This is a genomic window from Maritalea myrionectae (assembly GCF_003433515.1).
Classification (GTDB): Bacteria; Pseudomonadota; Alphaproteobacteria; order Rhizobiales; family Devosiaceae; genus Maritalea; species Maritalea myrionectae.
Window position 1 is genome coordinate 2,961,357 of the sequence record NZ_CP021330.1, and the last position, 21,515, is coordinate 2,982,871.

20 protein-coding genes are annotated in these 21,515 nt (G+C 51.5%); 3 read left to right on the forward strand and 17 right to left on the reverse strand.

All coding sequences use genetic code 11. The annotated features are described in order from the left end of the window. Positions 1-81 precede the first annotated feature (81 nt). The gene (locus MXMO3_RS14925; RefSeq protein ID WP_117396394.1) at positions 82-669 is read left to right on the forward strand and encodes a class IV adenylate cyclase; all 588 of its coding nucleotides are present in this window, start codon (positions 82-84) and stop codon (positions 667-669) included. Positions 670-697: 28 nt separating this feature from the next. Here the strand turns inward: MXMO3_RS14925 and phoB are convergent, their stop codons facing one another. The 7 genes from phoB to MXMO3_RS14960 all read right to left on the reverse strand — a co-directional run bounded on the left by phoB (position 698) and on the right by MXMO3_RS14960 (position 8,829). After that, positions 698-1,396 (reverse strand): phosphate regulon transcriptional regulator PhoB, encoded by a 699-nt coding sequence (phoB, locus tag MXMO3_RS14930; protein WP_027833883.1) that lies wholly within the window; start codon positions 1,394-1,396, stop codon positions 698-700. A 24-nt stretch (positions 1,397-1,420) separates the two neighbouring features. Beyond that, a complete protein-coding gene (phoU, locus tag MXMO3_RS14935; protein WP_036220936.1) occupies positions 1,421-2,125 on the reverse strand; it encodes a phosphate signaling complex protein PhoU in 705 nt (234 codons plus the stop codon). A 24-nt stretch (positions 2,126-2,149) separates the two neighbouring features. Further along, positions 2,150-2,965, reverse strand: a complete 816-nt coding sequence (gene pstB / locus MXMO3_RS14940) for a phosphate ABC transporter ATP-binding protein PstB (protein WP_036220939.1) — start codon at positions 2,963-2,965, stop codon at positions 2,150-2,152. A 38-nt stretch (positions 2,966-3,003) separates the two neighbouring features. Then, entirely contained in the window at positions 3,004-4,836 is a 1,833-nt protein-coding gene (gene pstA / locus MXMO3_RS19070) for a phosphate ABC transporter permease PstA (protein ID WP_117396395.1), read from the reverse strand. Further along, a complete protein-coding gene (gene pstC, locus MXMO3_RS14950) occupies positions 4,829-6,220 on the reverse strand; it encodes a phosphate ABC transporter permease subunit PstC (RefSeq protein WP_117396396.1) in 1,392 nt (463 codons plus the stop codon). Before pstC ends, pstA begins: the two co-directional genes overlap by 8 nt. Positions 6,221-6,313: 93 nt before the next feature. Next, positions 6,314-7,315, reverse strand: coding sequence for a PstS family phosphate ABC transporter substrate-binding protein (locus MXMO3_RS14955; protein ID WP_027833888.1), 1,002 nt, complete (start codon positions 7,313-7,315; stop codon positions 6,314-6,316). 218 nt (positions 7,316-7,533) lie between these two features. Next, complete coding sequence (locus MXMO3_RS14960) at positions 7,534-8,829, reverse strand: sensor histidine kinase (RefSeq protein WP_117396397.1); 1,296 nt, start codon at positions 8,827-8,829, stop codon at positions 7,534-7,536. 219 nt (positions 8,830-9,048) lie between these two features. On the opposite strand from MXMO3_RS14960, the gene ppk2 reads away from it, so the two are divergent. Beyond that, the gene (gene ppk2 / locus MXMO3_RS14965) at positions 9,049-9,897 is read left to right on the forward strand and encodes a polyphosphate kinase 2 (RefSeq protein ID WP_245985755.1); all 849 of its coding nucleotides are present in this window, start codon (positions 9,049-9,051) and stop codon (positions 9,895-9,897) included. Positions 9,898-9,922: 25 nt separating this feature from the next. On the opposite strand, the gene MXMO3_RS14970 is transcribed toward ppk2, so the two are convergent. From MXMO3_RS14970 to MXMO3_RS15010, 9 genes are all read right to left on the reverse strand, one after another. After that, a complete protein-coding gene (locus MXMO3_RS14970; RefSeq protein ID WP_484174382.1) occupies positions 9,923-10,567 on the reverse strand; it encodes a L,D-transpeptidase in 645 nt (214 codons plus the stop codon). 202 nt (positions 10,568-10,769) lie between these two features. Beyond that, a complete protein-coding gene (locus tag MXMO3_RS14975; protein WP_117396399.1) occupies positions 10,770-11,555 on the reverse strand; it encodes an IclR family transcriptional regulator in 786 nt (261 codons plus the stop codon). Further along, positions 11,556-13,727 carry a malate synthase G gene (locus tag MXMO3_RS14980; protein WP_117396400.1) on the reverse strand — a complete coding sequence of 724 codons (2,172 nt, stop codon included), beginning with the start codon at positions 13,725-13,727 and terminating at the stop codon, positions 11,556-11,558. A 91-nt stretch (positions 13,728-13,818) separates the two neighbouring features. Further along, positions 13,819-14,199: a YbaN family protein gene (locus tag MXMO3_RS14985; protein WP_245985756.1), complete on the reverse strand. Its 381-nt coding sequence runs from the start codon at positions 14,197-14,199 to the stop codon at positions 13,819-13,821. A 187-nt stretch (positions 14,200-14,386) separates the two neighbouring features. After that, positions 14,387-16,924 carry a methyl-accepting chemotaxis protein gene (locus tag MXMO3_RS18970; RefSeq protein ID WP_245985757.1) on the reverse strand — a complete coding sequence of 846 codons (2,538 nt, stop codon included), beginning with the start codon at positions 16,922-16,924 and terminating at the stop codon, positions 14,387-14,389. A gap of 173 nt (positions 16,925-17,097) precedes the next feature. After that, a complete protein-coding gene (locus MXMO3_RS14995) occupies positions 17,098-17,469 on the reverse strand; it encodes a response regulator (RefSeq protein WP_245985758.1) in 372 nt (123 codons plus the stop codon). A gap of 105 nt (positions 17,470-17,574) precedes the next feature. Continuing rightward, the gene (locus MXMO3_RS15000; RefSeq protein ID WP_027833893.1) at positions 17,575-18,636 is read right to left on the reverse strand and encodes a protein-glutamate methylesterase/protein-glutamine glutaminase; all 1,062 of its coding nucleotides are present in this window, start codon (positions 18,634-18,636) and stop codon (positions 17,575-17,577) included. Continuing rightward, complete coding sequence (locus tag MXMO3_RS15005; RefSeq protein WP_205468031.1) at positions 18,633-19,463, reverse strand: CheR family methyltransferase; 831 nt, start codon at positions 19,461-19,463, stop codon at positions 18,633-18,635. Before MXMO3_RS15005 ends, MXMO3_RS15000 begins: the two co-directional genes overlap by 4 nt. 367 nt (positions 19,464-19,830) lie before the next feature. Continuing rightward, positions 19,831-20,412 (reverse strand): hypothetical protein, encoded by a 582-nt coding sequence (locus MXMO3_RS15010; protein ID WP_156905469.1) that lies wholly within the window; start codon positions 20,410-20,412, stop codon positions 19,831-19,833. Between the two features lie 158 nt (positions 20,413-20,570). Between MXMO3_RS15010 and MXMO3_RS15015 the strand changes: the two genes are divergently transcribed. Further along, entirely contained in the window at positions 20,571-20,921 is a 351-nt protein-coding gene (locus tag MXMO3_RS15015; RefSeq protein ID WP_027833895.1) for a hypothetical protein, read from the forward strand. A 109-nt stretch (positions 20,922-21,030) separates the two neighbouring features. Here the strand turns inward: MXMO3_RS15015 and MXMO3_RS15020 are convergent, their stop codons facing one another. Beyond that, positions 21,031-21,510 carry a chemotaxis protein CheW gene (locus tag MXMO3_RS15020; protein WP_036220943.1) on the reverse strand — a complete coding sequence of 160 codons (480 nt, stop codon included), beginning with the start codon at positions 21,508-21,510 and terminating at the stop codon, positions 21,031-21,033. Between the last annotated feature and the right edge of the window lie 5 nt (positions 21,511-21,515).

Below are 21,515 nucleotides of genomic sequence, written 5' to 3' on the forward strand. Positions count from 1 at the left end.
CCCCCAAACTAATAGGTTTCCGGCTGGCCAGTGGCAAACATCGCCAATATAAAAACTATATGATGAGAAGGGATCGTTTAAATGCAACAGCGCTCTGACCACTTGGAAACCAAAGGCATGCTATGTGATCCCGGCGATCATTTTAAAGGGCGCTTCGAGGTAGAGAGAAAATTCCGGGTGGCAGACCTTGCGTCTGTGAGAGAACACCTTGAAAAATTATCAGCCATTCCTTTTACCCTTGGCAATGCCGAAACTGACGTTTTTCTTGATTTACCCGATGGGCGACTTGAGGCTAACGGCCAGTTTCACACTCTCCGGCATATGCGCCCTTCTGAACGCGTTCTTTGGATTTCAAAAGGACCGGCAAAAGACGAATGTGTGGCAATAGACCTTGCCAATTATGATAAAGCACTCGCGATGCTAAAATCACTCGGCTTCATTGAGAAGCGGCAAATACACAAACGTCGAGATATCTATTTCATCGACAAATTTCACGTCACATTAGATCAGGTGGATGGGCTTGGCTCTTTTGTTGAACTGGCGATAATGACTGACGATGAAGATTTGCTCCCCATGCTGCGCGACGAGGTGCAACACACAGCAATGGAGCTCAAACTAACTAGCTACCCTGAGGAGCACCTGTCTTACCGTGAGCTCCTATTTGGCTGAACAGATGGAAGATGGCATCTTTCAACCGTTAAGCCGTGGCAAACTTCTCGTCGAACGAATAGCCGGCGCCACGGACGGTGCGGATGGGGTCTTTTGAGCGGCCACGGTTGATGGCTTTGCGCAGGCGGCCGACATGGACGTCGACGGTGCGTTCATCCACATAGACATCATGGCCCCAAACGCTATCCAGCAATTGCTCGCGGGTATACACCCGGCCTGGGCTTTGCATTAAATATTCGAGCAACCGATATTCGGTGGGGCCCAAATGCACCTCGCGACCAGAACGGCTGACGCGGTGGGTTTGGCGGTCCAGTTCGATATCGCCGGCGGTGAGGCTTTGGGCTGTGAGATGCGGGTTGGAGCGGCGGAGCAAGGCTTTAACTCGCGCCAGCAGCTCTGGCACGGAAAACGGCTTCACCACATAATCATCAGCACCAGTGGCCAAGCCGCGCACACGCTCTTCTTCTTCGCCGCGTGCGGTCATCATAATGATGGGCGTGCGGGCTGTTTCTTCGCGGGTGCGCCAGCGGCGGCATAATTCAATACCAGACAGGCCCGGCAGCATCCAATCGAGCAAAATCAAATCCGGCACTTCTTCGCGCATGATCAAAGCGGCTTCGTCACCGCTTTCGGCGGCGGAGACCTTATAGCCTTCTGCTTCCAGATTATAGCGCAGCATTAATGCCAGATCGGCTTCATCTTCGACGATCAGTATGTGTGGTGACATAACCCCAACCTCGCAGTTTTTGGCTTATCCCAAAGAGACCTTGCCGCTCTCAATATCGTTATAAAGATTGCCGCCTGTTTCCAAATAATAGGCTGCTTCTGCGATATTGGTCGCGTGGTCGCCTGCGCGTTCAAGATTTTTGGCGCAGAACAACAAATGCGTGCAATCGGTAATGTTGCGCGGATCTTCCATCATATAGGTGAGGAATTCGCGGAACAATGAGATGTACAGCGAGTCCACTTCATCATCACGACGGCACACATCAATGGCGATTTTTGAATCCCGTGCAGTGAACGCATCCAGGGCGCGCTTGACCTGTTGCAAAGACAGGTCGGACATATGCCGCACGCCATTATAAAGCTGCTTGGACACACGTTGGCTGTCGATATGAAGGGTCCGGCGCGACAGGTTTTTGGCAATGTCGCCAATGCGCTCCAGATCGTTAGCCACGTGGATCGCGGAAACGATGTGACGCAAATCGCCAGCCATGGGTTGGCGACGGGCAATCATGGAGACTGCTTGCTCGTCAATTAGACGCTGCATATCATCCACGCGCTTGTCGCCATTGGCGGTTTGCTTGGCCAGCTCATGATCCACACGGATCAGTGCTTGGGTGGCGTTGGTGATGGCCACCTCCACCATGCCGCCCATTTCTGAAATGGCGCGCGTCAAAGATGTCAGTTCATCTTCGTAAGAGGTAACAATATGTTCGTTATCTGGAGTTGCCATAATTATGTCTTTCGCCGCTTATTATTACCCGATACGCCCTGTAATATAATCTTGCGTCTTTTTGTTGATCGGGTTGGTGAAAATCTGGTCAGTTGGGCCCTCTTCAATCAGCTTGCCCAAATGGAAGAACGCTGTTTTCTGGCTCACCCGCGCCGCCTGCTGCATGGAGTGGGTCACGATTACAATCGTAAAGTTCGCGCGCAATTCGTCAATCAATTCTTCAATAATCGCTGTGGCGATGGGATCGAGCGCTGAACATGGCTCGTCCATCAGCAACACTTCAGGCTGCGTGGCAATGGCGCGGGCAATGCACAAACGCTGCTGCTGACCGCCGGAAAGGCCAGTGCCGGGTTGGTCCAGACGATCTTTGACTTCTTCCCAAAGGCCCGCACGGCGCAAGGACGAGGTGACCAAATCGTCCAGCTCATCCTTTGAACGTGTCATCCCATGGATGCGCGGGCCATAGGCCACATTCTCATAAATGCTTTTGGGGAATGGGTTTGGCTTTTGGAACACCATGCCCACGCGAGCACGCAGCTCAACCACGTCGATGTTTTTGTCGTAAATATCTTGCTCGTCCAACACGATCTTGCCGGTCACTTTACACACATCGATGGTGTCGTTCATGCGGTTCAAGCAGCGCAGGAAGGTGGATTTACCGCAGCCCGAAGGGCCAATCAAAGAGATCACCTGATTTTTGTAGATATTCAAATCCACATCAAACAGCGCCTGCTTATCGCCGTAAAACACGTTAACGCCGTTGCCGCTCATTTTCAGCTTGCCCGCTTTATCTGCCGGCGCTTGCGCGGCGGTGGCGGCCAAATTTGCGTCTACACTCATCATCTACCTCAATATATGTGGTTGCACCGAAGCTCGGCTTACCAGCGGCGTTCGAAACGTTTGCGCAGGACAACAGCAAGCGCGTTCATTGCAATCAAAAAGCCCAACAACACCATAATCGCAGCCGATGTACGCTGTTGGAAGGCGGGTTCAGGAAAATCGGCCCACATGAAGATTTGTACAGGCAACACTGTGGATGGATCGGAAAAGCCCATCGGAATATCGACCACAAAGGCCACCATGCCGATCATCAAAAGCGGCGCTGTTTCGCCCAAGGCTTGCGCCATGCCAATGATCGTGCCGGTGAGAATGCCAGGCATGGCCAATGGCAACACATGGTGCAGCACTGTTTGCAGGCGCGAGGCACCAATGCCGAGGGCCGCTTCACGGATCGATGGTGGCACGGCGCGCAATGCGGCACGTGAGGCGATGATGATGGTGGGCAATGTCATCAACGCCAAGACCATACCGCCAACGTAAGGCGCGGAGCGATCCAGTTCAAAATAATTGAGGAACACCGCCAAACCGAGCAAACCAAACACGATGGAGGGCACAGCGGCGAGGTTGTTGATGTTCACCTCAATCAATGTGGTCCAGCGGTTTTTCGGTGCGAACTCTTCCAAATAGATCGCGGCGGCTACCCCCAGGGGGAACGACAGGAGCAAGGTGACAATCAAGGTCAGGGCCGAGCCAACGGCCGCGCCGAGCACACCTGCCATTTCAGGCTCACGGCTGGCGCCGCGGGTGAAGAAAATTGTGTTGAGGCCAGAGCGGACATAGCCACGCTCGACCAACTCATCCGTCCAAACGATTTCCTGGTCGGTGAATTTGCGATTGGCCTCAGGCACTTCGAGCACACGGATGTTCCACTGATTGGCAGCGATCGAGGTTGTGGCCTCGTTAAGTGGCATATATTCAACCACATTGGCTGTGGTGGACGTGACCTGCTCTACCTTGAGCACCGCATCATTGGCGTAGACCAGCACTGACAACATTTCGCCAGTCAGCTTTTCGCCCAAGCCAGGATTGGCCACGCGGCTCTCAATAGCGTTGGTTTGCTCTTCAAGCTGCTTAATGCGCGCTTCGAGCACCGAAATATCTGATTGCGAACGCTCAAGTTCAGCTTCCAACCGAGACTTCACATTGGCATTGGTTTCTGCCGGAATGCGCCCTTGCAGGGCTTCAATATCACCACGGGTTTTGTTCAATGACAATTGCAAGCCTGATTGCTGGTCGCGCATGCTGGCGGCCTGACTTTTCAATGCTTCTTTGGCGCGGGCCAATGCATCGGCAAACACAGGTTCATCGGCAATCAAGCGCAACCCTTTATCATTGCGATCAACTTGTAAGGCGCCATTGCCTTCGATGATAGAATCGTTGGTGATCTGGCCCTTAAGGTAAAGATCGGCAAAATCTGAAATCGGGATTTCAAGGCGCTTATCACTGCCCAGCACACTTGGGTCATCGAGCACTTGCTGGCGTAAGTAAACAGGGGCGCCCGACGACAAAAGGCCGCTCAGCGCGCGTTTCTCGCTCCGCCCCGTTACACTTGGAAATTGATCACGTATGGCGTCGCGCACGACCGCGTCATAATTGGCTTTGCGCAAGCTGTCATATGATCCATCCGTATCAAGCTTTTCTTTGGTCAACTCGAACGGCAGATTGACGAAATTGAATGTGAAGGCTGGCATGCCCTGAAAAACAACGGTGGAAAGCAACAACAGCAAAAACGCGACAGAAACGCCAATAGCTGATCGACCGAGCCATTTAAACAATGACTCGCCGCGATAACGCTTTGCCAAGCGTGAACGCGCATCATCGCTGGTATGGATCGAGGCCTTCTCCACATTGCCACCTGTTAAATCAGTCATATTGCTCTCGATATTTTTGGATCACCCGAAGCGCAATGACGTTCAGCAGCAGGGTAACGCAAAACAGCACCAAGCCCAAGGCAAAGGCAGCGAGTGTTTTTGCGCTATCGAACTCCTGGTCACCGACAAGCAGGGTTACAATTTGCACGGTTACGGTGGTTACCGCCTCAAGGGGGTTCACCGTCATATTGGCGGAAAGGCCAGCGGCCATCACCACAATCATGGTTTCGCCAATGGCGCGGGAAATGGCCAGCATCAGGGCTGACACAATGCCCGGCAACGCCGCTGGCAAAATCACGCGCCGAATGGTTTCTGATTTGGTGGCGCCCAAGCCAGCAGACCCATCACGCAAACTTTGCGGCACCGCATTGATCACATCGTCCGACAAGGAGGAGACGAATGGAATGATCATAATGCCCATGACCAACCCCGCCGCCAACGCGCTTTCGGATGACACTGAAATGCCCACAGCCTCACCTGTGTTGCGGAAGAACGGGGCCACGGTCAACGCGGCGAAAAAGCCGTAAACCACGGTGGGGATACCGGCCAAAACTTCCAAAATGGGTTTGGCTGTGGCGCGCAGTTTTGGCGACGCATAGTCGGACAGATAGATGGCGGACATTAGCCCAATCGGCGCGGCGACGAGAATGGCAATCGCGGTGATCAACAATGTGCCAGCAAATACTGGAATGGCACCGAAGACTTCTGAATTTCGGCCTGTGGCTTCCTCGCCAACGCCTTCAAATGCGCTTTGCGGGCTCCAGTGCGTGCCGAACAAAAAGTCCAGGAAATTCACTTTTTGGAAGAAGTGAATGCTTTCGAAAATCAGGGACAACACGATGCCAAGCGTGGTGAGAATGGCCACGCCAGATGCGGCGATCAAAACGACCATGACTGTTTTTTCAACAATCTGGCGGGCGCGCAAATCTTTACTGATCGCGCGCACGGCGAACCAGCTGCCCACAATCACCAAAACGGCAACCACCGCTTGCAGGGCCAACGCCGTGTTGGTCACAAATGACCGATAAGCCTCAACCGCATTGACCTCGATCGCGCCCAGCGCGCTCAAATCTGTGCGGTCCGCGAAGGAGCGCATGTTGCGCATCAATGCTTGCTGTTCGATTGTCGCCAGATTGGCAAAATCAGCACCAAGCTGAGACGCGACAAAAGCATTGGTCAAATAGCGGGAAAATAAAAGCCAGGTGAAGAACACCAAAACGGCGGGCACAATGCCGCAAATCATGACAAAGGCGCCATGAAAACCAGGCTTTGAGTGGAGAAGAGTCGAGTCCCCACCTACCGCGGAGACAGCACGAGAGCGGCCAACATAAAACAGCGCACCTGCTGTTAAAACCAAAATGAGTACGAAGAACCAGCCTTGCACCTTGCCACCCCGTTCTTAATCATTGATGCCCTTTAAGAGCACATGGGCCGCCCCGGGGAAAGCCCCGAAGCGACTCTTATTCAGTGAAAAGATTTACATCTTTTCAGCAGGCACCAAGTTCTCGGCGTCTGATTTGAATTCTGCACGTGCTTCCGCAGGCAATGGGATCAGACCTTTTTCAGTCAAATAACCTTCATCGCCCCAAGCAGCTTCGTTGGTGAATTCAGCAACATATTCTTGAATGCCAGGGATCACGCCAACATGCTCTTTTTTCACATAGAAATAGAGTGAGCGAGAAACTGGGTAATCGCCATCAGCAATGGCATCAAAAGTTGGCTCGACGCCATCAACGGTTGCACCTTTGATTTTGTCAGCGTTTTGATCCAAGAAAGAGAAACCGAAAATGCCAACGGCAGCTGGGTTTGCTTCAAGCTTTTGCACGATCAAATTGTCGTTTTCGCCTGCATCGATGAATGCGCCATCTTCACGAATTTCGCCACATGCATCTTCTTCGATGCCTTCCTGGCAAGATTCTTCCATCACCAACTCAACAAACGCGTCGCGAGTGCCTGAGGTTGGTGGTGGGCCAAGTACTTCAATTTTTGAAGCTGGCAATGATGGGTCAATGTCTGACCAGTTTACATATGGATTGGCGATGATCTGGCCATCCACAACAACGTTTTTCGCCAAGGCCGCAAAAATCTGATCGCGGCTTACAGACAAGTCCGCACCTGATTTTGCGCCAGCCAACACGATACCGTCGAAGCCAACTTTAACTTCAACAGGTGTTGCGCCATTGGCCATGCACTTGTCGATTTCAGAGTTTTTAATGCGACGTGATGCGTTTGTGATGTCGGGCGTACCTTCGCCAACACCTTCGCAGAACAATTTCAGACCGCCGCCTGAACCAGTGGATTCAACAACAGGTGTTGGGAAATCACTTGTTTGACCAAAACGCTCTGCAACTGCTGTAGCGAATGGAAATACAGTAGAAGAACCTACGATTGAGATTTGGTCACGTGCTTGTGCACCAGTTGCGGCAACTGTGCCTGCAACAACCAAAGCAGCAACACTTGCATATTGGGCGAATTTCATAATGTCATCCTCTTTAGAGCTCGCACTCGAATTCAGTAATCAGGCCGAGAAACCAGTATTTGTCTGACTGGTTGTTTCCTCCCGGACTGCGGGCACCCTATTGCTCTGTGCTAATGGTTTTATGTCTTTTAAATGACAATTAGATGACAGTATAAGTATTTGTATTCGCTTATATTTTGGGAACTCCCATTGTGGGTAACTGTGTTAGATGACAGCTATTATAACGGCAAAAAGACGCTGATCTCGGTGCCCTCGCCGACCACAGAACTGATCCGCAACTCGCCGCGATGCCTGCTCACAATGTGTTTCACGATGGCAAGGCCCAGCCCTGTGCCCTTTTTGCGGCGCGATGATTCCGCATCCACACGATAGAATCGCTCTGTTAAGCGCGGCACGTGTTCTGCCGGGATGCCGGGGCCATTGTCTTTAACGGTGATCCGAACGTCATGATTGTGGTGATCCGGCTCTTTTTCCAAGCGCACCTCCACCTGCCCGCCTTCATGGCCATATTTGATGGCATTTTCGAGCAGGTTTGTGACCACTTGCGTAAGCTCGTTACGGTCACCGGTCACTTCCGTGCCCTCAAGTTGGTTGGCGAAACTCAACTCGGCTTTATTTTCGGTGATTTGCGGCTGCAGCATTTCAATCGATTCTTTGATCAATTTGCCCAAATCCACCTTGGTGGTCGGGCGTTGGTGCTGGCGCAACTCAATGCGCGAGAGCGACAATAAATCATCGATGAGCCGCGACATGCGCTCGGCTTGGCCGCGCATAATGCCCAGAAAATGATCGCGCGCTTTAGCATCATTGGCGGCGGGCCCCATCAACGTATCCAAAAATCCCATCAACGATGTGAGCGGCGTGCGCAATTCATGGCTGGCATTGGCCACAAAGTCGGCGCGCATTTGATCCAATGATCGCTGCTCGGTCTGATTATCAATGGTCACCACAAATAGGTTTGCCCGCGGGGTGGGCGCAATGCCTGGTTTTTGCACTTCAAGGGGCACGGCACTGACCTTGTACCAACTGGCGGCAGGCACAGTCTCTCGAAATTCGCCAACCGCGCGATCATTCTCAGCGATCGCTTTTTCAATCGTGTTCAACAAAAGTGGATTGCGCAGCGAAAACGACAACGGATCGCCGATAGAGGTGGACGGAAACTCCCCTGCCGCGGCCTTGTTGCGATAACGCAGGATGACCCGATGATCTACAATCAGGCAAGGGTCTGGCAAGGCTTCAGCAAAGCGCTTTGTCGACGTATCAGGCCATAGGGACGGTGCATGGTCATAATTGCCCACAGACGGCACCAGATGGGCGCGACGCGGCACGGCAATTGCGGCCAAAAAGATCACACCAAAGGATAGAATGGCCTGGACGAACGTGAGCCGCTCACCCAAATAGAGCGCCAAAAACACCAGCGAGCAGGCCAAAAGCACCCATCGCGCGGCGTAAAACCGGTCGCGCCAGCGAATAGTAAGACTGCGATTTGGGGCGGATGAATCCATACCACTCATTTTATATCCTAATAGAACTGATCGAAATATCCGACCTGATTTAGTCAGTCATTATGAAGTTTCAACGACAAAGACTTTAGACTTATGGCCAAACGGCCCGCGCACAATGCTTTTTTCAGTTCATTCAAGTCTTTACGGCGACGCACCGGCACCATAGACTTTGCACTATTCTAGCCATTACATCCGCTTCCAATAAACTGAAAAGGGATAAAGCGCAAATTGACCCAATTTGATTTAGACCATCCAGAACTGCCCGATCATGTGAAAGACCGGGCCTTTGCATCTGGCAATTATCCCTATGATGACAAGCTGAAGCGCAAAAAATATGAAGCGCATTTGGAAGCGCTTCAAATAGAACTGACCAAACTGCAAAGCCATTTGCAGACAAGTGGCGAGCGGGTGGTTTTGGTGTTTGAGGGCCGTGATGCGGCGGGCAAAGGCGGGTCAATCCGCCGTTATATTCACTATTTGAATCCCCGCCACAACCGCGTGGTTGCGCTTTCAAAGCCAACGGAGACGGAACAGGGGCAATGGTATTTTCAACGCTATGTCTCCCACTTCCCAACCCGTGGCGAGCAAGTACTGTTTGATCGGTCATGGTATAACCGAGCGGTGGTGGAACCTGTGATGGGGTTTTGCACGCCTGAACAAACCGAGCGCTTCTATCAACAATTGCCCGATGTCGAGCGCATGATTGTTAAAGAAGGTATCCACTTCTTCAAGTTCTGGCTGAATATCGGGCAGGAAATGCAGCTCAAGCGCTTTCATGATCGGCGACATAGTCCCCTAAAACACTGGAAGCTCAGCCCGGTTGATCTGCGCGCGCTTGATAAGTGGGAAGACTATTCCGCTGCACGCAACGAAATGCTGGAACGCAGCGATTTTGACTTTGCGCCGTGGACCGTTGTGCGCGCCAACGACAAACGTCGCGCTCGACTTGGGGTTATTCAAACCGTTGTGTCGCAGGTTGCCTATCAAGGGCAGGACCGCGATGCAATTGGGGAGATTGATGCGCAAATTGTGCAGTCGGCAGAAACATTTTTGAGCCACTGCCCCAAAGACGAATAAGGCGCGGAAAACCGCGCCTTTTTATTTATGCCATTGTGTCGATTTGAATGCGGTTATCTGGAACAACCACAATGGGTGAGCCCGATGGCACACGCTTGTAAAAATCAACAATGTCATGGTTGGTCATGCGGATACAGCCGGATGAGGCTGCTGTGCCGATGGTCCACCATTCAGGCGAGCCGTGAATACGGTATAAGGTGTCGCGGCCATCTTTGAAGATGTAAAGCGCGCGAGCGCCGAGTGGGTTGTCCAAGCCTGGAGGCTGGCCCTCACGCCATTTTTCAAGCGTTGGATCACGTTCGATCATTTCGCTCGGCGGCGTCCAAGTGGGCCAAGGGCGCTTGAATTGCACCTTGGCACGGCCGGACCATGTAAAGCCTGCCTTGCCAACACCAATGCCATAGCGCATGGCTTGGCCATTATCCAAGGTGAGGTAGAGGAAACGATTTGGCGTGTCGACAACAATCGTGCCAGGCACTTCGCCAAACGGATCATCCACAACTTGACGCCACAAGCTGCGATCCAAACGGTTTGCAGGGATGGCAGGAACGGTGTAGCCATTATCCGTGAAGGACGCGAAACGCAGCAAATCGGGATCAGGCGTATTCACCTTTGGCCCTTCTGCCATTCTGGCGCTGCTCGCACCACAGCCCGTCAAGACAGCGGACATTGCCGCGCCTGACAAAAGCATCGAAAACTGTCGACGTGATAAATTCACTTGTATCTCTCTCATCCACAAAAAAAGCCGCCACGAGGTGACGGTGAAGAATTGATTGCAATCTATATCAGATTTCAATTCAATTATAGAGCATCTATGCCACACTCATGTAAATTTCTCATACAATAACACGCACGTTTTTGTGAAGTTCCATTCAATGAGGGAATTTCCCGCCGAGCTTTGTCGTGACGCGGTGCGCTGCATTGATGACCATTTCGGCCAATTCAGCCGTTCGTTCCCGCGTGACGCGCACCGTGGGGCCGGATATGGACAGTGCACAAACAGGCTCCGCAAACTCATTAAAAACCGGTGCTGCGATGCAGCGCAGCCCCAAGGACTGCTCCTCATCATCCACGGCAAAGCCTTGATTTTTAACGGTTTCAAGTTCGTTTTCAAATGCAGGCAAATCCAAAATGGTTTTGTCGGTCAGGCGCGGGAAATGAAGGTTGGCCGTTAGGTTGTCGACCTCCTCGGGCGCGCCGAAGGCGAGGATGGCTTTGCCGACCGCACTGGCATGTAACGGGCCAACACTGCCGATTTTCACCGCCATGCGCATTACTTCATCACATTCAATCTGTGCCACAAATACAACAGTGCCGCGATTGAGAATCGCCAAATTGACGGTTTCACCTGATTCTTGCATCAGCCGGCGCATGGGCGCGCGAGCTGCAGCAACAAATTCCCGGCGGTGCAGGAACGCCGCGCCGATTTGGAACGCGCCAAGGCCGATTTGCCATGCGCCCGCCTGCGCATCAAAGGCCACCATCCCCTGCCCTTCCAGCGCACCAAGCAATCTATGGGTGGTAGAGGGCGCAAGATCGGCCTTCTGCGCCAAAGCGCCCAAGGCTATCCCCTCAGGCGCGTCAGCGATGATGTTGAGCAAGCCAAAAGCCCGGTCCAGCGATTGCACAGGGCTTTTGCTTTGCTTTTTGTCGGCCATCTATGCGTTGGCCTTTGCTTCAAGACGGCGGCGGTGCAAGATCGGCTCCGTATAACCGGAAGGCTGGTTGGCGCCCTCGAACACCAGTTCGCAGGCAGCGGCGAAGGCGACGGATTTATCAAAATTGTCGGCCATTGGCTGATAGGCCGGATCGCCTTGGTTTTGCTCATCCACTTTTGCGGCCATTTTCTTCATGGCCTGCATCACCTGATCCTCATCCACCAGACCGTGCAACAACCAGTTTGCGATATGCTGTGCGGAAATACGCAGGGTGGCGCGGTCTTCCATCAATCCCACATCATTAATGTCCGGCACTTTGGAACAGCCAACACCCTGCTCGACCCAACGCACCACATAGCCCAAAATGCCTTGAGCATTGTTTTCAAGCTCGTGTTGCACTTCATCCGCTGAAAGGTTGCGGCCACCGAGCAATGGAGGTGTCAAAATATCGTCAAGGGCGGCTTTGGCGCGAGATTTCAACTGGTCCTGCACTGAAAACACATCGATCTGGTGATAGTGTGTGGCATGCAACACAGCGGCCGTTGGCGACGGCACCCACGCGCAATTCGCCCCGGCCTTCAAATGGTCGGTCTTGGCTTCGAGCATTTTCGCCATTTCATCAGGCATGGCCCACATGCCTTTGCCGATCTGCGCTTTTTGCGAAAATCCAGTTTCAAGGCCCGTGTCCACGTTCCAATTCTCATAAGCGGTGAGCCATTTGGCGCCTTTAATGTCGCCCTTTGGCAGAACAGGTCCTGCCTGCATCGAGGTGTGAATTTCATCGCCTGTGCGATCCAAAAAGCCCGTATTGATGAACACAACCCGGTTTTGCACCGCGCGGATACATTCTTTCAGATTGACTGTGGTGCGGCGTTCTTCATCCATCACACCCACTTTTATGGTGTGACGCTCCAAGCCATAGGCGTCTTCCACCCGATCAAACAATTCATCGGTGAGTGCAGCCTCTTCCGGGCCGTGCATTTTTGGCTTTACGATATAGATCGACCCCGCACGTGAATTTCGCGGGCCGCTCTCTTTGTTCAAATCGTGCAAGGCGCACAGCACGGTGATCATTGCATCGAGCATGCCCTCAGGCACTTCTTCATCATTGGCAAAGAGTACAGCATTGTTGGTCATTAAATGCCCGACATTGCGCACTAGCATCAAGGAACGACCGGGCAATGAGATATTGTCGCCATCGGGCGTTTGAAAACTCAAGTCGCCATTGAGGGAGCGCACCATCTCTTTGCCGTTTTTGGTGAAGCTAGACTGCAGATCCCCCTTCATCAGCCCGAGCCAATTGCGATAAACTTCTGCTTTGTCCTGCGCATCGACCGCCGCGACGGAATCCTCACAATCCTGAATGGTGGTCAACGCCGCCTCCAGCACAACGTCCTTCACACCAGCGCCACTTTGCTGGCCGATCGGATCGGACTTATCGATCACCACTTCAATATGCAGACCATTATTGGCAAATAAATAGCCCTGCCCGGCTTTGGATTGGCGGGTGCCTAAGAATTGGCTTGGATCTTTGAGTGGAATATCGGCACCATCAATAATGGCGAGGAGATTTTGCCCGTCGAGCTTATAGCCGGATGCGTCGGCATGTTTTCCTTTGCTCAATGGAATGGCCTGATCCAAGAAGGCCGCGGCGCGCGCGATCACTTCCGCACCGCGCTTTTCGTTGTAGGCTTTGCCGGGGGCTAGCGCGCCCTCAGTTGCGATGGCGTCGGTGCCATAAAGTCCGTCATATAGCGATCCCCAGCGTGCGTTGGCCGCATTTAGGGCAAAGCGGGCATTCATCACCGGCACCACAAGTTGAGGGCCAGCGACTTTGGCAATTTCATCGTCTACATTCTGCGTGCCGATCTCAAAGTCCGCGCCTTCTGCGACCAGATAGCCGATGGCTTTGAGAAACTTTTTGTAGGCCGCCGCATTCCAATCCGCGCCCTTATGCGCAAGGTGGTAATCATCAATCTGTTGTTGCAGCTTTTCGCGCTTGGCCAACAGTTCCTTGTTGCGCGGTGCCAGGTCCGCCAGGATTTTTTCAAAGTTCGACCACACCTGATCTGCGTCGATATTCAGACCCGGCAGAATTTCCTTCTCAACCAAACTGGCCAATGGCTTGGCCACCTTGAGTTGACCAATTTCAATATAATCAGATTCGCGCATATGCCTGTCCTCGCCAATTTGTTTTGAGCGAGTTTAGGCAATTTGGTGGGCTTATGTCAATTCGAATGGAATTGATTTCCATAATATGGAATTATACTTTAGGCGGCGTTCTGCGGGTCACAATAAACAGTGCGGCACCCCCTAAACATGTCCCTTGAATGGCCAGCAATTTCCAATCCAGACCGATCAGAACACTGATCGAGAACACCACTGCCATGGTTGTCACCGCTGTGATCTTCGCGCGGGTCGATATGGCATGATATTTTTCCCAATCAGCAATGGGCGGGCCAAGCTGGGGATGCTCAATCAACCATGTATGAATTTTCTCATTTGACCGCGCGAACCCGAATGCCGCCAAAATCAAAAAGGGTGTCGTGGGCAGAATTGGCAAAAACACCCCGATAAACCCAAGCCCAAGACTGGTCCAGGCGACCGCGGCCCAAAACAGACGCCAAAATCTACTATCCGACACAGAATCACCCTTTTTTGCGCATCATGTCGAGTTGACAGCGGAAAATAAATATGATTTTTATACTCATGTTTAGATGTCACCTGCCTGAGACATCCTTTTGTCCACATCCCCCCTAAATTGCCCGTGGACAAAAAAGGCCCGGTTCGTTGGAACCGGGCCTTAAATCTATTCAGGTTGAGCGCTGTGCTTAGAACTCTTTCCAATCAGCATCTTCCTGCTCGTCTTCTTCCTGCTTTACCGCAGCGTTGCCGCGGGTGAGGTAAGACTTGGCAGCGGTGACAACTTTTTGCTGCAACCCTTTAATGCCTGTTTGCTGCGGTGCCGCCGCTGGAGCCGCTGCCGGAGTAGAGACGTGCTCGCTGCCGCTGGCATCGGTGACAAACACATCAACAATGGCATCCAGCTCAGAAGCTTGCGCCTCAGTTTGCTCGATTGCGGCGTTGGTTTCTTCCACCAAAGCGGCGTTGCGCTGGGTCATGTCATCCATTTGCGCCACAGATGTTGTGATTTGCTCGATTGAGGTGGCTTGCGCCTTACTCTTATCGGCAATCGAAACCATGATCGCATTGTTTGAACGGGCAGCTTCAAGCATTGATTCCAAGTTCGAAGCAGCTTCAGCCACCAGCTTGGTGCCATCTTCTACTTCAGAAACAGATTGCTCGATCAGCTTCTTCACATCAGAAGATGCATTTGCTGCTGATTGCGCCAAGCGCCGAACTTCCACAGCAACCACCGCGAAGCCTTTACCTGCTTCACCGGCCCGCGCCGCTTCAACCGACGCGTTCAAGGCCAATAGGTTGGTTTGGAACGCAATGTCATCAATCATGCCAATGATGTTCGAGATCTGGTTTGAAGAGGATGTGATCCGCTCCATCGCCTCATTGGCCTGGCGCATCACTTCGCCACCTTTTTCAGCTGTCTCACGCACTTGATCCGCATTGGTGCTGGCGTCAGATGCTTCCTTGGCGTTTTCAAGCACCGTCTTCGACAATTCATTCATTGTCATGGATGTTTGATTGATCGTTGCCGCTTGTTCATTTGTACGGCTGGAAAGATCGTTGGCACCTGCGAGAATTTCGCTGGTCGCAACTTTCAACGCGCGTGAGGTTGACCGCAATTGGCCGATAACATCGCTCAATTTTGAGTTCACGCGGTTTGTGTCGGTTTTCAACTGGTCGAATGCGCCCTTATATTCGCCTTCCATGCGTACCGTCAGGTTTGCATCTGCAAGAGCAGAGAGCACTTTTCCAGTTTCATTAATGCCACGATCAACTGTTTCAACCAAGCGGTTCACACCGTCAGCCAATGTGTTCAATTCCTGATCTGGGAACTCAGCCTGTACGCGACGAGAGAAATCGCCGTCGACCGCTGCGTCGACCACATCACCAAATGCACTTTGCAGTTCTTGCATCATGGATTGACGTTCAGCGGCACGTGATGCGGATGCTTCTTTTTCCGCTTCTGTCATCTGCTCAACTTTGATGCCGTTTTCACGGAAAACTTCGACGGCACGGGCCATTTCACCCAATTCGTCTTTGCCTTTGGTGCCGCGCACCTCAACATCCAGATCGCCATCGGCCAAAGCCCGCATTGTCTTTGTGAGGCGAGAGATTGGAACCGTGACTGTGCGTGTTGCCAACAAACCGGCAACAACGGCAATGGCCAACATAATCGCGCCCACGATCAGCATCATGTTGCGCATTTCAGCAACCGGCTGGAACAGTTCTTTTATGTCCTGAGTGGCAACCATGGCCCACTTCACGCCAGCAAATTCAACTGGAACGGCTTCCACATGAACCTGATTACCGTCGATGCCCATGGCAATGGATTGTGCAGGCTCGCCCTCAAGCGCTTTTGAAACCGCTTCTGTTTCCAAAGACGCGACGAACGCATCATTTTCTTCAGTGAATGTTGAATCCACACGGAGCAATTGGTCGGTGCCGACAAGCAGTGTTTCACCTGTTTCGCCCAAGCCCTTTTTCAAATGAATGAAATCAGCGATGGTCTGGTAAGGCACGCCAAAGACCAGCACACCAACAAAATCACCTTTTTCGTTGACGATTTTGGAGCCCATAAAGCTGGCTGGGGCGCCTCCATAATATGGGTATGGTGTGAAGTCTGTGAAGACGACACTGCCTACTTCAGAACTGGCCGCTTTTTGCAAAATGCTATCAAGTGGTGTGCCAGGTTCAATTTTCGTCGCAAAATCACGCTGCTTAAACACAGAATAGACCACAACACCATCTGTCGACAGCATCATAATGTCTTTATAGCCCGCATTGACGGCCTGGGTCGACAATTCGGGGTGAATACGTGAGTGCGCAAAGTCATAGTTGGTGAATTGCTTCGCGGTGTTCGCCAAATGACGCTCATTTTCCGCATTCGGGTTGTTATCAATAAACCCTTCTTGCAAATAGGCCGTAGGATCGTCGGCATCGGCCTGTTCCCACGTTTTGCGCAATTCAGTTGCGTTGGTCACCACATTTGGATCCTGCGCAGCTTTCACCAAGTCATTGGACATTTTGGTCAGCAAGTCAGAAAGGGTTTCAGCGCGAATGGACGCAATGGTCGACAATCGCTGCTGTGTAAGACTATTCACCGTGTTTTGTGACACCTGATAGCTCACAAAACCAACGCCAGCGCCCACCAAAAGCGCCGCCGATACGACAACAATCGGCAATTTCTTTGCGATTGTGATGGATGGCATCTTGAGTTTTTTGAACATGCTCGCCCTTTTCTACCTTCTGTAGAATCTCCCCCAAATTTGCGATAATTTGAGCAAAATTCGCAATTCTTCAAAAAACAATCTAAAATGGAAATGCTAAACTTGTCTTAAAAAAAGGCCCAATTGCTAAGCAAATTGGGCCTTTAATACTTGTTCAAGCTTTAAATCGAGACTTAGGTCAGCGCGCCGATTACTGCCTCGATCTTTTTCTTCATTGTTCCCGCATCAAACGGCTTGATGACATAATTGTTCACCCCGCACGCGATGGCTTCTTTCACCTGCTCTTTATCGCCGCGTCCCGTGGCCATGATAAAGGGCATCTTGTTGGTTTTTGGATGTTTTCGAATAACCTTGAGCAAGGTCAACCCATCCACATCGTCCATGTTCCAATCTGAAATAATCAGATCGACATTGGCCGATTCCAATTTGGTGAGCGCATCCCGACCGGACTTAGCTTCAATTACTGTTTTGAAGCCGAGCTGGTTCAGAATGAATTTACAGATCCCGCGCATGGATTGCTGATCATCAACAATCAAAACGGTCATAGAACTGGCTTTAGGCATACGCTTGGGCCTCTGACATATTCTTAGTTAACTTTAATTCAAATCGCATCATAAACGTCAAACCGTTACTAATATATCAATTCATGCCTATGCGGCATCACGTTTTGCTTCCAAAGCCGCAATTAGCTTGGATGCGATGGATTCAATTTTCGCTTCTTCCTGCACTGCGCCCAATGAGTTAGCAGCACCAGGCATGCCATAAATGAGGGCAGAAGACTGGCTTTGGCCAATCGTATATGCACCTGCATTTCGCATTTCCAGTAGGCCGTTTGCGCCATCTTTGCCCATGCCGGTCAGAATCGCCCCGACTGCATATGGCCCAACTTGCTGCGCCACGGACTTAAACAAAACATCAACTGACGGACGGTGGCCTGAAACCACATCGTCTTCGCCAATCCGACATTTGAGCTGTCCAGATGAATATTCCACGCGCAAGTGAGCGCCGCCGGGTGCGATATAAGCATGGCCCGGTTTTACAACTTGGCGATCGGTCGCCTCCACAACAGTCAATCCGCTCACCTCGTTCAGTCGCGCGGCAAACCGCTCGGTAAATCCAGGTGGCATGTGCTGGGCGATTACAACAGGCGGACAATCTTGTGGCAGACCAGATAAAACTGTTTTGATGGCCTCAACCCCACCTGTTGACGCGCCAATAGCGATCAAAGCCTTGCGGGATGAATTGACCTTTGAGGGCACAGGTGCTGCGGTGGATGGAGTGCCCTTTGGTTGACGCGCCATCGCCCGCCCGCGCACATCGGACTGAGACGCGGCAATCACTTTTTCGCGCACTTCGCGACCAAATTGCTCCAAACCGCCGTCTAAATCATGACCCGGCTTGGCCACAAAATCGACAGCTCCCAATTCCAGCGCCAACAATGTTTCTTGCGCCCCTTTTTGGGTCAGCGTTGAAATCATCACCACTGGAGTTGGCCGCAACCGCATAATTTTTTCCAAAAACGCCAAACCATTCATATTCGGCATTTCGATATCGAGGGTCACAACGTCTGGATTGAGCGTCTTGATTTTTCCCCGTGCATCCATTGGATCACATGCTGTGCCGACCACATGGATATTCGGGTCCTCACTCAGCAATGTTTGCAACACGCTGCGAATGAGTGCGGAATCGTCGACAATTAGAACTTTGATCATGCTGCGCTCCGGGAGGCCGGTTCGTTTTTCGGTCTATAGATGGTTTTGCCCACCAGTTTGAATTTCTCGGATACCGAATTCAGGTTTTCGGAATGGCCGATATAAAGATAGCCATGCGGCGCCAATAATTCGCCCATGCGGGTGAACATGCGCTCCTGCGTTGGCTTGTTGAAATAGATCGCCACATTGCGACAGAAAATAGCGTCGAATGGCCCTTTCATTGGCCAATCATTCATCAGATTAAGCGGCTTAAACGCAATTGTTTTGCGAATAAAATCAGGGATGCGCACATCACCATTCCCGATCGGCTCAAAAAACTTTGAACGCTCTGGGCTTAGGCCGGCCAAATCATTTTCTTTATAAATACCGGCTTGCGCACGGCGCACCACATCGGTGTCGATGTCTGTCGCCAAAATGCGCATGTCCCAGCTTTTCAACTGCGGATAGGCGTCAAAAAGCGCCATGGCGATTGTGTAAGGTTCCTGGCCAGTGGAGCAACCCGCGGACCAGAACCGCAATCTTTTGCCAGACTTGATTTTAGGGTCTTCAAGCAGTTTGCCCACATGTTCGACCAAATGCTCGAAATGGTGATCTTCACGATAAAACCGCGTCAGATTGGTGGTCAATGCGTTGATAAATTCTTGCACATCATCCGGCGATGCACCGCGATCAAGAAAATCCAGATAGTCAGAAAATGTATCTAGTTGAAGCCGACGAACAATTTTGGACAAACGCGACACAACAAGCGTGCGCTTCGCGTCGCTCATCGAAATGCCCGCAAGCTTGTAAACTTTATCTCTTACTGCTTCGAATTCGCGATCTGACAAAGAGATCTCACCACTATCCATACTGGTCCCAGCCTCATTTCCCCTAATCCTCGCGCCCATTTTGAGCACCAAGACAGCCCGTTGATTGGTGTAGCGCGCCACGTTTTGATGTGCGCTTTCGCTTTGATTATGGCGGACCACACCCTTAAATTTGGTAAATGCAAACCCGTGCAAATCAAGCAAAATCAATTGGGATAGCAAATGGCGACCGAACTTCAGTTTTCGCCTTTGTGTAAACCTTGTTCAAAGGTAAACATTATTGGTTAATAGTTGGTTTTTACACGTGCTATTGTTCACAAAAAAGGGTGCAGTATTATTGCACCCTCTTTCCAAAACCTGGAAGAAATTTGATTGTTGCAACAGCGTGTTAGAACAATTCGATATCGTCGTGCTCGACAACTGGCTTGTTGGCTTTTGAAATTTCTTCTTTGATCAATGTATCGTTGATGGAGCTGTCGAGGTGTTTGACAAAGACTTTGCCTAAAACCGGTTGAAACACCACGCGCCGCGCGTAAGTGCCGCCCAAATCTTCTGCGGCGGCTTTATAGCCTTCCGCCGAAAGAAAGCCGCGCACGAACGCCGCGTTTTTAGCGCCGACATCATCCATTTTCTGGTTGATATTGCCGCCACCGAATACTTTTATTTCCAGCTGATCGCGTTGGCCGGACCCCTGGTTCAACACTTTGTTGATCAACTCTTCCATCGCATAAGCACCATAGCGGGCGCTCTCACCATATCGGTCGCGCGAACTGTCGGACTGCACACCCAAGAGGAAATGGTTCATGCCGCCAACACCTGTGAGCTTATCTCGAATACACGCAGCAACACAGGAACCCAGAACCGTCGAGAAGGCGACGTCTTTGTCGTTGGTGACATGACAGTCACCTTGATGCACCTGCTGGGTGGATGCTGCGGATATATCTCTGGGCGATCTTGCGCTCGGCTTCACTACACTCACCTGAAATAGTCGTTTTTACAAACCTACACCTTAAATTGTTAGTGAACTGCTAACCAAAACCAAAACTAGCGGATTTTTTGCACATAGTTTCAAACCCTGTTTAGGAAATAGGCGTTAGGCTGGAAGTCTAGTAAATCGGGGGATCGCGTATGTCCTTGGCAAAGTTGGCCATTGAGTTAGAAGAAACTGCCCGCCAAACGGCGGAAATGGTAGATCGGGTAAATGATGGCCTTGCCGTTCTTATGGACGACAGCGTCAGCTGCAAGACCGCGCGTGATGAAGCTATTCGGAAAATTATTATCGGGTTGCAAATGCAAGATCGCATTCAACAACGCTGTGACAACATGGCTGGCGCCTCGCGCCGCATGGCAGAAATGGTTGAAATCGCTGATCGGGTTGAAGCAGAGGATGTTTGGGCGGGGCTCAATTTGGATGAGTTGCGCAAGCCAAATCTTTCAGGCGTGGCCCAACGCAACAATGATGATGTGGAGCTGTTCTAAACCGGCTCGGCAAAACCAAGAGTTTTGAATTCGGTTAAAAAACCAAAAGAAAAAGCCCGGCCAAATGCCGGGCTTTTCTGTATCTCAATGACCGCTTGTGGTAGGCGATTTAGGATTCTTCGCCCGTATTGCCCACAACAGTATCCAGATCGATCAACCCAACCATGCGATTATCATGGGTGATAATGCCGTTGAGCAATTCCGCATCCATATTCTCGCCTTCAGGCACATTATGGATATCATCTTTTTGAATGGTGAGAATGTCAGACACTGCATCCACCAAAATACCAATCCATTTGTCGCCGACAGACAGAACCACAACGACGTGGTTTTTTGTGGCCTCGGTCGCACCTTCGCCAAACCGTGCGCGCAAATCAAAGATTGGCACGATCGTGCCGCGCAAATTGATCACACCACGCACATATTTGCGGGTATTCGGCAATGGGGTCGCCCCATTCCATGCGCGGATTTCCCGCACAGTGGTGATTTCTACACCATATACTTGCTCGCCAATTGAGAAGGCGATCAATTGAATTGAGTTGGCGCCGCCTGGCTCGTGGCCATTTTCACTGACTTCAATTGCTTCCATATTCA